Annotated in this window: 8 protein-coding genes; all 8 read right to left on the bottom strand. The window is 37.3% G+C overall.

Going from position 1 to position 12,947, the window contains the following annotated elements; all coding sequences use genetic code 11:
- Positions 1-555: 555 nt before the first annotated feature.
- Positions 556-3,381 carry an ankyrin repeat domain-containing protein gene (locus tag CDZ78_RS15155; RefSeq protein WP_087870758.1) on the bottom strand — a complete coding sequence of 942 codons (2,826 nt, stop codon included), beginning with the start codon at positions 3,379-3,381 and terminating at the stop codon, positions 556-558.
- Between the two features lie 70 nt (positions 3,382-3,451).
- Complete coding sequence (locus tag CDZ78_RS15150; protein WP_087870757.1) at positions 3,452-4,054, bottom strand: class I SAM-dependent methyltransferase; 603 nt, start codon at positions 4,052-4,054, stop codon at positions 3,452-3,454.
- Between the two features lie 65 nt (positions 4,055-4,119).
- On the bottom strand, positions 4,120-4,953 hold the full coding sequence (locus CDZ78_RS15145) for a thymidylate synthase (RefSeq protein WP_087870756.1): 834 nt from the start codon (positions 4,951-4,953) through the stop codon (positions 4,120-4,122).
- A gap of 161 nt (positions 4,954-5,114) precedes the next feature.
- Positions 5,115-5,894 carry a prolipoprotein diacylglyceryl transferase gene (lgt, locus tag CDZ78_RS15140; protein ID WP_087870755.1) on the bottom strand — a complete coding sequence of 260 codons (780 nt, stop codon included), beginning with the start codon at positions 5,892-5,894 and terminating at the stop codon, positions 5,115-5,117.
- Between the two features lie 115 nt (positions 5,895-6,009).
- The gene (gyrB, locus tag CDZ78_RS15135) at positions 6,010-8,424 is read right to left on the bottom strand and encodes a DNA topoisomerase (ATP-hydrolyzing) subunit B (RefSeq protein WP_087870754.1); all 2,415 of its coding nucleotides are present in this window, start codon (positions 8,422-8,424) and stop codon (positions 6,010-6,012) included.
- Between the two features lie 125 nt (positions 8,425-8,549).
- On the bottom strand, positions 8,550-9,617 hold the full coding sequence (gene recF / locus CDZ78_RS15130) for a DNA replication/repair protein RecF (protein ID WP_087870753.1): 1,068 nt from the start codon (positions 9,615-9,617) through the stop codon (positions 8,550-8,552).
- Between the two features lie 6 nt (positions 9,618-9,623).
- Entirely contained in the window at positions 9,624-10,727 is a 1,104-nt protein-coding gene (gene dnaN / locus CDZ78_RS15125; RefSeq protein ID WP_087870752.1) for a DNA polymerase III subunit beta, read from the bottom strand.
- A 278-nt stretch (positions 10,728-11,005) separates the two neighbouring features.
- The gene (locus CDZ78_RS15120) at positions 11,006-12,421 is read right to left on the bottom strand and encodes a nicotinate-nucleotide adenylyltransferase (protein WP_087870751.1); all 1,416 of its coding nucleotides are present in this window, start codon (positions 12,419-12,421) and stop codon (positions 11,006-11,008) included.
- Between the last annotated feature and the right edge of the window lie 526 nt (positions 12,422-12,947).

The raw sequence follows: 12,947 nt of genomic DNA, 5'->3' as shown, positions 1-12,947 counted from the left end.
CCCAATGTAATGAATCTCGTATTGTTTTGGGCATTACTATTTGCCCTTTGCTCGATAATTTAACATGAGATGCTAGCATGGTTTTTCTCGGTAAGAATAAAAGTAAGACGTTTATTTATACGCTCATTTCTCTTTGTGTTCAACAACCTTATTCTCCATAATTCTAGTGAGACAAAGATGGTTGGTTGCTTTCTCTCCCCACTTAATTGGCTACAAGTACAGTTTTATTAATCTCATAACAATATTAAGGAGTGGAATAGCTTCAAGGTTAGACGCTATAGATAAATACACGCTAAAAGGATAGCAAATACCCTCAGAAATCTGACCTGGTTTTAAGAAGATATAAGGCTGTTTCTGGCATAGACATAAAAACTGCAAACTCACCAGCATACCAAAGCAAAACCTAGAATTCTGGATGAAAAAATTCAATACAAAACTACACGGAGATGAGGAAGTTTATTACCATTTAAATCTCAGCATGATTCATAATTTTCTTTCATAGTAGTTGACACTTTTGGCTTCCCATTAAAGCAGATTAAATATATTTGTCCTATTTTAATTCTTCTGTACAACATCAATCTGTGACTTGATAACACTTTTATTATGCTCAAGAATTTCAGCTGAACGTTCATTCATATCAGATACCCACCATTTCTCGCGTTTTTTATGCTGGACAGCCAATTTATCTAATGACAATAAATCATAAATATTCACCCATTCCTCACCAACTTTAAGTGCAAGATTAGGGTTAAATAAATAATGACCATGCTTGATACGAAAGAACAATTTACGATTATTTTTGTCGTCTTTAGTAAATTCATTCTTGGATAGAATGCTGGAGAGATAGGCGCGTTTTTTACGCCGTTCGAGCAAGACACTATTCGGCATATGCGCAACCGCATCGACAAAGTCCTGGCTAGAAAATGCGCCTGCCATATTAATCACTTTTTCAGGTAATGCTCGATAGAATAAGGCAATCATCATATTGAGCATAAAAAACTCCATCTGATGTTTGTCTAATTTAATTAAGCGTCCATCCACCTGAATACTGATACTAGTTGGTTCCAAAGGGAGGTAGGTTTCGGCTAGTTTTTTACGTGCGTAATTCTCATCACCTGTAGCCTGAGATAAGGCTATCTGTAATGCGGTAAAACCATTTTCATCTATCTTTTCGGTATCTGCACCTTGTTCAAATAAGGCTTTGATGACCTCAACATTTCCAATCCAAGCAGCGACCATTAAGGGTGTTTGATTAAATACGTTACGGAAATCAGGTCCATAGTGATTGACTTGCTTAATTACCGCATCCGGTTTTTTAAAGCTATAAGTCGCATAGTGTTTTTGCTGTAATAATTGTAGCCCCTTATCCGGATTTTTAGCGGGTTTAAAATCTGCCCTGATTAAAGCATTGAGTAACTTACGGTCTTCATACACCAGCGCATATTCAAACAATTCTAACTTGGCTTTTTTATTATCCTGTTCAAAGGCCTTTTCTTTTAGTGCTGCCAAACTATCGCCGCTAATCACTGTCCAGTTCGGCGTCTTCTGTTTAAGAATTTCCTCGCGAATACGTTCAGCTTGTTCCTGCTTTCCCTGTAGTTCCAGCTTATGTGCTTCTTGCCTCCAGTCATCAAGACTTGAATTACTATCCGCAATTTCCAGAGTAGCCTGGGCATTATCTAAACCAATCAAGCCAAGCAATTGTTGTTTAGGAGCGCTTTCTATCCAGTATAGATTTTTAATTGCACGCGTTAAGGCCACATACAGAGAGTTAATATAAAACTTATAAACCTCTAATGATTTATCGGTCTTATCTTTGGCCCGGGAAAATTTAATGTTTTTTTCCAGATCCTCTGGTGTGACACCCTTACTAATTTCCCTATAGCGTTGCTCTTCCTGAGATAGAAAATTGTAGAGAATAATATTTTCGTATTCCAGTCCCTTGGCTTCCTGTATGGTAAAAACCAGAGGGGTACTGAAATGCTGTTGCGCCATCGGTTTTTGCTCGGGAGTCATGACGATAATAGCGAAGCGGGTCGAGGCTTTGGTTTTTTTATCCAGCTCTTGTTTGATATGGTCGTTATCTTGTAAAAACACCACTTCACCTTGAGTATGCCCATTACTTTCTACCAGATAATGGCTTTCCTTATCAATCGAGCCAAAACGGTTATTTTTAATCTTCAGTATTTTATTGGCAATTTCGGTCACCTGAGGTGAGTTCCGGTAATTGGTGTTTAATATACGAATCAGATTTTCTGCTGCCCCTAAATCTTCTTGCTTGTAAAACAGGCTTTTTACTTTTGACCAGGAAAAAAAGTTAGGGTGAACAATCTGATTAGAATCACCACATAAAATAAAATCGTGCACATGATGTAAAGACTTAATAATCAGGTAAAGCTGAATATTGGTCAGGTCTTGTACTTCATCTACAATCACAAAATCATATCGAGCTTGCTGTTTATCTAAATACTGATGGCTGACAATATTGCTATCGTAGAGTTTATTATCTTGTAAGAAGCTGAGGTATTTTTCAAAAATACTATAGACTGCCTCACGTTCCGCCTGTAAGAAAATAGTTTCTTTAATACCTAACGCTAAATAATCTTCTCTGCTAAGCCAACTTTTATCCGTTGCTGGCCCAGTGATAACACCACGGAATTCTTCAAACAATTTATGCGCATCATTAAGCTGTTTGCCTTTTTTATGACGGCTAAACCATTGCTGAAAGCGTTGAAAAGTAACAGGCTTGCCTTCAGGGACATGAATACTTTCTAAAAATTCCTGGAACGATAAAAAATCAACTTGCTGATCTTCATTATCGTAGTTATGTGCATAATATAAATCTCGTGAATTTTTGACCAGATAGGCCGATTGCGTTAAATATAAAACATCCCCGACTGCATGTTTCATTTTTTCCAGAGTCAGTGCCGTTTTGCCACTTCCCGCTGAGCCAATAATAACCAGAGGAGGTTGTAAGGCATAGACTGACTGCTGGCTATCATCAAACGAAACAATTTTATCTAACAGATTAAAGCTTTTATGGCTTGGGTTTACATAGACCAACGCTTCCGCTTTTAACTCATCGGACGTTTTAATGGTGGGAATTTTATCTTCATCGAAGCTGGCATTCTGGTTTAAAAATCGCGATTTTTCATAGGCATGATTTTTAATATATTCCAGTATCAGAGCATAAGGTTTGCCCAGATGTTGATAGATCGAAAGAATGATTCGATCGTTCCGATTGAGCTTGGCACGGTATAAATTGTCTCCAACTTTTTTAACATCCGCTGAGTGAAAGTCGTCATTTTCCAGAAATTTAATCAGCTTTGCTAAGCCAGGGATCACTTTAGGATTAAGTTCGTTATATAGAAGGACTTGCATAAATACGGAAGATTATTGGTTTAATTTTTTAAAAATGAATTACGGGATTGCAGGGTCGTGTACAAAAAACTTATTTCAAGCGTACGAAATGCGTACTTTCTGGTAATACTTCTACTTTAGAAAACCCACAAGATTGAATTGTCTTGACTGTTTCCCGGTTTATATTCGCTCCAACTAAACGCACAGTAACCGGATTTAACAAATGCATCATCGCTGCGGCAAATCGATTGCTACTTAATACATGCTCTAATAATAAAATTTCACCGCCTGGTTTACAGACTCTTTTTAATTCTAATAGACCTTGTTTTGGCCCCGGGACTGAGCAGAATAAAAAAGTCGTGATGATGCTATCAAAATGATTATCCGGGAAGTCTAATAGTTGTACATCCATAATTGATAATTCAACAACCACGCCTATTTGATGTCGCTTTAGTTCTGCCTGTTTAATCATCGCCGGGCTAAAATCAATCGCATTAATTGATTTAGCGGGATAGTAGGGGAAGTTTTTTCCTGTGCCAACTCCGGCTTCCAGAATTTTTTCTCCTGTAACTTTCTCCCAGATGCTGGCTCTTAAATCACCCAGCATCATCTTTTCCATCATGCTTTCGATCTTATCAAAATAGGGCGCAATCCTGTCGTAGCGTTTTTTTATAATATCGGTTTCATTGGTCACTGTTGTTGTACCTTATTATCTGGCATTGAAGGCGGGTGAAGCCACGCCCTACATTTTAAATACCCTTACACAGCTATGGGGGCTGAGATATGTGGATGTGGATCATATCCTTCTATTTCAAAATCTTCAAACTGGTAATCAAATATACTTGCCGGTTTGCGTTTGATAATCAGTTTAGGTAACGCTCTAGGTTCGCGCTGTAATTGTATTTTTGCCTGTTCAAAATGATTGCTATATAGATGACAATCACCGATTGAGATAATAATCTCTCCTACCTCCAGGTCACATTGCTGGGCAATCATATGAGTAAAAATTGCCAGGCTACATGTATTATATGGATTCCCTAAAAACAGGTCGTTACTTCTGATATACAGCGATCCGCTTAATTTTCCGTCAGCTACATACCATTGGTAAAGTAAGTGGCAGGGCGGTAAAGCCATTTTTCCATTGGCTACATTTTCCTGAGGAGATTTTGTTTCATCGGGTAAGTCGGCAACATTCCAGCCACTGATAATATGTCGGCGACTATCTGGGTTGTTTTTTATACCTTCGATTAGTGCTGTTACCTGGTCATAGTGTTCACCTTCTACACCTTTCCAGTTTCTCCATTGTGCGCCATATACTGGACCAAGCTCACCTGATTCGGTCGCCCATTCATTCCAGATTGAAACGCCATTATCCTTAAGATATTTAATATTGGTATCACCCTTTAGAAACCAGAGTAACTCATGAATAATTGACTTGGTGTGTAAGCGCTTAGTTGTAACTAAGGGTAGCCCTTCCTGCAAATTAAAGCGTGCCTGACGGCCGAAAAGTGATTTTGTGCCAGTACCAGTACGATCACCCTTTAAACAGCCTGTAGTGAACGTTTCTTCTAATAACTCGAGATATTGTTTCATGGTTAGTATTTACTATGCCTAGGAGTATTTTTAAACAAGACGGAGAGCATGGGAACGAGATTATATTATTTGTATTTAGAAGCGGGCTAAAGCGCCGCCCTACGGTTAAGATAACATTGTAGGGCGGCGCTTTAGCCCGCTGTTTAAATTAAATGTCTGCACTATTTTTTACTATAGGCTAAACCAAGTAATATCAATCCCAGTATAATCATCGGTGTAGATAAGATCTGTCCCATGGTCAACCAATCCATTGCCAGGTATCCCAGATGCGCATCAGGCACTCGGTAGAACTCTACAATAAAACGGAAGAGTCCATAAAATAATGCAAATAGGCCAGAGACTGCCATATAGGGTCTTTGCTTATTAGAAAAAATCCATAAAATCAAAAACAGTACCAGACCTTCTAAAGCAGCTTCATATAATTGAGATGGGTGTCTAGGTAGAGACCCTGCGCCTGGAAATACAAATGACCAGTTAACATCTGTTGGTCTACCCCATAATTCTGCATTAATAAAATTACCTATACGCCCAAAGAATAAACCAACCGGTACAACTGGGGCAATAAAGTCAGTCAATGCTAGCATGGTGCACTGATTCTTGCGCGCTGATATCCACATTGCCAAGACCACACCTATCAGACCCCCATGAAATGACATGCCACCTTCCCAGACTTTAAAGAGCATTAATGGATCTGCTATAAACTGGTTAAAGTTGTAAAAGATGACATAACCTACACGCCCACCAAGAATAATACCCATTGCTGCATAAAAAATTAAGTCCTCTAAAGCTTCCAGTTTAACCGGAGAATCGTTTCTAGTAACACGTTTAGTAAGTAGCAGCCAGGCTCCTCCAATGCCGATTAAATACATCAGTCCGTACCAGTGCACTTTAATGGGACCTAGACTAATTGCAACAGGATCTATAATTGGGTAAGTAAGCATGTTATTTGAATTTGTTGTGAACAAAAATAGGGCTGATTAGCGTATACGCTAATCAGCCCTATGATACCAAACTTAAATGATATTAGCGGACTGAAGTCCGCTCTACAGTTATTTTTTAAACATCCAGGTTTGATACATCCAATGCATTTTTGACTATAAAGTCTCTACGCGGTTCAACTACATCTCCCATCAATGTAGTAAACACTTCATCCGCTGTAATAGCATCGGCAATATTGACCTGTAATAATACCCGCTGATTTACATCTAGTGTAGTTTCAAACAGTTGTTCCGGATTCATTTCCCCTAAACCTTTATAGCGCTGGATATGTTGACCTTTTTTAACTTCACGCATCATCCAGTTAAACGCCTGTTTAAAATTATCTACAAGATGTTTACGCTCACCCATCTGGATAAATGATTCTTCACTAAATAAGCCCGCTGTATCTTCTACATAGGTTGCTATCTTCTTATAGTCATTACTCTTAAAAAAGACAGCTTCAACTATAAATACCTTCTCTACGCCATGCTCTTTTTTATGAATGGTTAAGGTGTAATCCTCAGCACTATGAAAAACTGTCTCAATCACAAAAGTTGATTTACTAATCCGCTGATTCAAGCCTTTTTCTACTACAGCCAGCCATGCTATCAATTGCGCCTCATCCTGTTGTGCTTCTTTTGTTAAAACAGGTACATAGCTAAGCTGTTCTAAAAAGTCATTATCGTAACGTCTTCCCATGCGATTTATAACTTCTTCAACACCCAGATATTCATTAGCTAGTTTTTCCAGACCGATCCCTTTAATTTCTGGTGTTTCACTATTCGTGATTAACTGAGTTTTCTCCAGTGCCATCTGTATTAAATAATCATTCAATTCCGAATCATCCTTTACATAGCGCTCTTGCTTTCCTTTTTTTATTTTATATAAAGGCGGTTGCGCAATATAAATATGTCCACGCTCTATCAACTCAGGCATTTGTCTATAAAAGAAAGTCAGTAATAAAGTTCTGATATGTGAGCCATCCACATCCGCATCAGTCATGATAATAATACGGTGATAACGTAATTTTTCAGGATCATATTCATCTTTACCAATACCACAGCCTAAAGCAGTAATCAGGGTACCAACTTCATCCGATGAAATCATGCGGTCAAAACGCGCTCTTTCTACATTTAGAATTTTTCCTTTTAGTGGCAATATGGCTTGCGTGCGTCTGTCTCTACCTTGTTTGGCAGACCCCCCCGCTGAGTCTCCTTCCACGATAAAAATTTCTGATAGCGCCGGATCCTTTTCCTGACAATCAGCTAATTTACCGGGTAAACCTGCAATATCCAGTGTTGTTTTACGGCGGGTTAGCTCTCTTGCCTTACGGGCTGCATCTCTGGCTCTTGCTGCTTCAATGATTTTACCCGCAATAATTTTTGCTATTCCCGGTGTTTCTTGTAAAAAGTCATTTAACCTTTCACTCATTGCTGATTCAACTAATGGCTTGATCTCTGAAGATACCAGCTTATCTTTTGTTTGCGAAGAAAACTTAGGATCAGGCACTTTTACGGATAAGACTGCAGTCAGGCCTTCTCGAGCATCATCCCCCGTGGTTGAAACCTTTTCTTTTTTAGCCAGACCGTTCGCTTCAATATATTGATTTATGGTTCTAGTTAATCCACCTCTAAATCCGGCTAAATGTGAACCACCATCACGCTGCGGAATATTATTGGTAAAACAAAAAATATTTTCCTGGTAAGAGTCATTCCATTGCATCGCGACTTCGACAATGACATCCTCTTTTTCTACGGTGAAGTGAAATACTTCTGGAAATAAAGGGGTTTTGTTTTTATTCAGATGCTCAACAAACGCTTTAATACCCCCTTCAAATTCAAAAACATCTTCTTTATCATTACGTGCATCTTTGACATGAATGCGTACGCCTGAATTTAAGAATGATAATTCACGTAAGCGTTTAACCAGTATTTCATAATGAAATTCAACATCGGTAAAAGTTTCTGTACTCGGTAAAAATGTAACCTGTGTTCCCTGTTTATCCGTCGCTTCCATTTTTTCTAAAGGCGCAACAGGTTCACCATGTTTGTAGGTTTGACGATAAACATGGCCATGTTTATATATTTCCAGATCTAACTTTTCTGATAAAGCATTAACTACAGAAATACCTACCCCGTGCAAGCCACCTGAGACCTTGTAAGCGTTATCATCAAACTTACCCCCTGCATGTAGCACCGTCATGATAACTTCAGCTGATGAGCGGCCTTCCTCGGGGTGTATGTCAACTGGAATTCCACGACCATCATCTGATACCGTCACAGAGCCATCGTCATTAATGCTCACATTAACTTCTTTACAGAAACCAGCTAATGCTTCATCAATGGAATTATCCACCACCTCAAATACCATATGGTGCAAACCTGTTCCATCATCGGTATCTCCAATATACATACCTGGCCTTTTACGTACTGCATCCAGACCTTTTAAAACCTTAATATTGGAACTATCGTAATTATCCGTATTGTCGCTCATGTTTAACCTTATTGTTATTGTGTGGGAGCATTGTTAATGCCGTGATTATTATCATTTTGACATCACTCATTTACACCGCCCCACGTTTTATCACTACCTTTATTCATAATGTTTCACGTGAAACATTAATCCTCAGTCACCACCCCATGTTTCACGTGAAACATTTTATGCTGACCTACATCACCAAATTCGTTTTTCTCAGTTGCAGTCATAAATACCTGTACATCCATTGCTTCGAGAAACTCTAATAATTTTGTTCGACTAGTAAAATCTAATTCAGCAACCGCATCATCAATCAGTACACAGCCTGAGTGAAAACCATTACTTAAAAGATGTTCTACTTGTGCTAGTTTTAAAGATAAAACTAATAACTTTAATTGCCCACGAGAAACAAAGTCTTTTGCTTTTCTCGATTCATACATTAACTGAAAATCAGCTCTATGTGGACCACTATGAGTAAAGCCATAGCGTAAATCTTTTTCCTGGTCTTCTATCAACTTATCTAGTAACAGGCTCTCTTCATCCCATCCTTGAAGTAACTTTAGTTCAAGATTCTCTAGTTCTAAAAACTGTTGCGTAATGGTTAAAAAGAAAGGGGTAAGTTCTGCTAAATATTGTTTTCGATATTCGGCCACTATTGTACCGTATTGTTGCAATTCGTGATTCCAAACATTTAGCTCGATAACTCTACGGGTTTTTAATAATGCATTACGATGATTTAAAGCTTTTTTAAAATGTCGCCAATTATTTAGAAAATCTGGATGTTGATTAAATACCCCCCAGTCAATAAACTCTCTGCGCAACTGAGGGCCAGCATCTATTAATTGATAACTTTTGGGATGGATTAATTGAATAGGTAAAGCATAAGCTAAGTCAGACCTGGCATACCTGGTTTCTTCATCAATCCGGATCTGTAGGTTTTTACCATCGTGCTGGATCCCTAAAGTGGACACATGGGAATTGCTAAAACGAACTTTACCTGAAACGGTTAATTCATTATATGTAAGCTGGATAACATTTTTGACAGTGGTAGAGCGAAAAGAGTTTGCTCTACCTAGTAAATGAATCGCTTCAAGTATGGAGCTTTTACCGCTGGCATTATTACCATAAATTAAATTGATCTTTTTTGCTGGATATAAAGTGGCTTGTGTCAGGTTACGAACATGGTAAATATCTAGCTTTTGTAAACTCATTACATTTTATAAACGCATGGGCATAACAATAAATTTGTATTTCTGCTCATCGGGTTCTTCAATAAAGCAGCAACTGGAATTTTCAGCTATTGTCAGTACTGCAAGCTCTGAGTCCAGGTTGGCAATGGCATCTAAAATATATTGAGAGTTAAAGGCAATCGAAAGAGGTGGCCCCTGATATTCAATGACAATCTCTTCTTCAGCTTCTTCATGCTCAGGGTTATTTGTACTGATTTGTAAGTTATTTCCATCAATGACAAATTCCACCCCTTTAAATTTTTCATTAGAAAGAATGGCAACTCTGGTTAGCGCATCTTTTAATATTTGTTTTTGTACGTGGATAGGGCTATGAAAATCTTGTTCAAATACTTTATTGAAATCTGGATATTTCGAATCCACCAGCTTGGCAGAAAATATTAAATTATCAATAACGATACGTATATTATTACGTGAAAACTCTATCTGTACTTCTTTCTCTTCCTCAATATCTAATAAATGTACTAATTCCAATACACCTTTTCTAGGAATGATAATGCGTAATTCAATACCGGTTTCTTGTGTAATGCTATCTTTGTATATTGAGAGCCTATGTCCATCCGAACCAACAAATTTTAATTGCTGGTTAAATATGCTCAGCATAATGCCATTCAAGTAATAACGTATATCCTGATTAGCCATACAGAAGGTAGTTTTATCTAGTGCTTTTTTAAGCTGTCCAGCCTGCATAGTAAACCGACAATCCATTACACTCATTTCAAAATTTGGATAATCATCCGCTTTTAGAGTGCTGACCATAAACCGGCCACGTCCTGATTGAATTTTAAGCTTAGTATCAATTAACTCAAACTTAATGTCAGCTCCACTCGGTAATAACCGACAGATCTCAAGAAGTTTTCGAGCAGGAATAGTGATACTCCCTTCAGCTTCATTCTCTAATGAAAGCCTGGCTACAATCTGTACTTCTAGATCAGTCCCTGTCAGCGTAAGTTTGTTTTTTTCCAGTTGGAATAGAACATTAGCAAGAATAGGCATGGTTTGCCTATTTTCGATAACATTAACGATTCGTTGTAGAGGAGGGAGTATTAGCTCTCTATTAATTATAAATTTCATAAAAGAATATATTATTTTATTATTACTATTAGGTAAGCTTATACCTGTTGAAAAGTCTTTTTATCAGTATAAAATCAGTATTTTACCCTGTTTTTAACTTTGTGCCTAAGATTGCAGATAGCTGTAGTTAATCTGTGGATAGATGAAAGATTAAAATTTGAACACAGTTAGTTCACAGGTGATAAAGATATAAATACACAAGATTATACACAGGAAGGAGAAGCCAAATCTGATCCGCCAGTTTTGTGCTATAGCGGACTAAAGTCCGCTCTACACCTCTATTTATCAACAAATCCCAGTAATTTTTTATTGATAATCATTTCAGCAATAGATTCTGGTACTTGATTTTCCCAGTTGCCACGCCCTTTTTTAATATTTGCAAGAACTTCAGACGGGTTGATATCTAATACGCTTTCATCAACATTTTCTAGACCCACTAAGTAATTATTATCCAATACATATTTATAAAGATACTGTAGTTTTTTAGGCGCTTGAAAATTATGAGCTGTTACCAGTTCATCCTGATCAGGATTTTTAAAGGGGTAAATATATAAGTGTGTATTATTTTGAAATAGTTTAGAAAAGGCCTCTAAAATTCCCCCTTCTAAGCCCTTATAGTATTCTTCGGTAAAAATTAGTTCCAGATTAGATATCCCTAAAATCATACCAATTTGTAATTGAGAATAACGACGAAAATAGGCACGCAAACGGAAGTAACGTAAGTAATTGGAAATCATTACGGTATAGCCCTGAGTATTCAGCATATCTACTCGTGCCAGAAAGTCGGCATCATTTATTTCATTTCCAACCGTTAAACTTGCCATAGTAATTTCAGCTAGGACTATTGTCTTTTCAGAATTTATATTGCCCATTTCATTAAAATGCTGCTGACCACATTTAGTCATATCCAGTTGAACTTTGGTTAAGGGAGTAAAGTTTCCGCGTATTACCAAAATATTCTTTTTATATAAAAGTTCACTTGGTACTTGTACTTCACCATCCGGGCTAAACATAATGGCATGAGTCAGGTTATGGTGCACCAGGTGTAAATTCATTAACCTATTTTCGGTCTCTTCAAAATATGGGCCTGAAAAGTCAATCATATCGATTTCGATTCGACAATCTTCTAAATCATCAACTAATGATTCGATGATCTTTTTAGGTTGGGTAAAATAATGAAATGCAGCATGAATTAAATTAACCCCCAGAACCCCTAAAGCTTCCTGTTGTGCACTGCCATCATTATCTAACATGCGTACATGTAAAATAATATTACTGGGTGCTGCACCCGGGTACAGTTGCACACGAATCCCTATCCAGCCATGACACTCATTTTTTTGTAAATAGCTTTTAGCGGTTACTGTGGCAGCATAAGAAAAGAAGGTTGTATTTTTAGGTCGTGTAGGAGATAGCAGATCTGTAACAGCTGCATATTCTTTATCCAGCATTTTTTCTAATCGATTACGAGTAACATATCTACGGGTTTCTTCTGCACCATATATATCATCGCTTACTTGCATATCATAAGCAGACATAGTTTTAGCTATAGTCCCAGCAGCACCACCCGCTCTAAAAAAATTTCTAGCTACTTCCTGACCCGCTCCGATTTCAACAATTGTTCCATATTTACAGTTATCAAGATTTACTTCTAAAGCTTTATGCAGTGTATTGTGTGTTTTTTCTCGATCGGACATATTAGGTAAAACCTGTAAAAGTTAAGGGTAGTAGAAGTTCTGTGCATAGAATAGCACCGTTATTAATAATAATTAAGAATATCTTTATATAAAACTTATTATTACTATTAGTCAAAGATTTACTTGTGGATAAGTCTATTTTAAAATGATAAATCAAGTTCTTAGCTTGTCATTAAGCTTGTTATAAAGTTTAGACTAAGATGTTAGAAAACTGTTAAGAAAAGGAGTGTCTGTATTTGAATACAAAATACCCACACCTTTGTCTAAGCTTAACTAACAGATTTATCCACATTAATTTTTTATAAAAGGGGGTATAAATAAGCTGAAGTTTCCCAATTATTGAGTAGCTGAAATACACAATGCTGGTGTATCGAGGTTTATTTTAGGTGGTTTTGCCATGTTTATAGCAAACCCCTACTTAATTCCCCTTAGGCAATAGCATTTGAAACGAATGAAAAGACTATTTTTTTCATATAGTTGTAGCATAGTTTCAATTTTACCATAAATAATTATTGGGAAACTTCAG

The organism is Bathymodiolus platifrons methanotrophic gill symbiont, from assembly GCF_002189065.1.
In the GTDB taxonomy this organism is placed as follows: Bacteria; Pseudomonadota; Gammaproteobacteria; order Methylococcales; family Methylomonadaceae; genus Methyloprofundus.
This window is presented reverse-complemented; position numbering and strand designations above follow the sequence as displayed.

What these genes read in the sequence shown, in the direction of transcription:
- CDZ78_RS15155 (WP_087870758.1), bottom strand. Translation starts at nt 3,381, where the DNA reads ATGCAAGTCCTTCTATATAACGAACTTAATCCTAAAGTGATCCCTGGC.
- CDZ78_RS15145 (WP_087870756.1), bottom strand. Translation starts at nt 4,953, where the DNA reads ATGAAACAATATCTCGAGTTATTAGAAGAAACGTTCACTACAGGCTGT.
- lgt (WP_087870755.1), bottom strand. Translation starts at nt 5,894, where the DNA reads ATGCTTACTTACCCAATTATAGATCCTGTTGCAATTAGTCTAGGTCCC.
- gyrB (WP_087870754.1), bottom strand. Translation starts at nt 8,424, where the DNA reads ATGAGCGACAATACGGATAATTACGATAGTTCCAATATTAAGGTTTTA.
- recF (WP_087870753.1), bottom strand. Translation starts at nt 9,617, where the DNA reads ATGAGTTTACAAAAGCTAGATATTTACCATGTTCGTAACCTGACACAA.
- dnaN (WP_087870752.1), bottom strand. Translation starts at nt 10,727, where the DNA reads ATGAAATTTATAATTAATAGAGAGCTAATACTCCCTCCTCTACAACGA.
- CDZ78_RS15120 (WP_087870751.1), bottom strand. Translation starts at nt 12,421, where the DNA reads ATGTCCGATCGAGAAAAAACACACAATACACTGCATAAAGCTTTAGAA.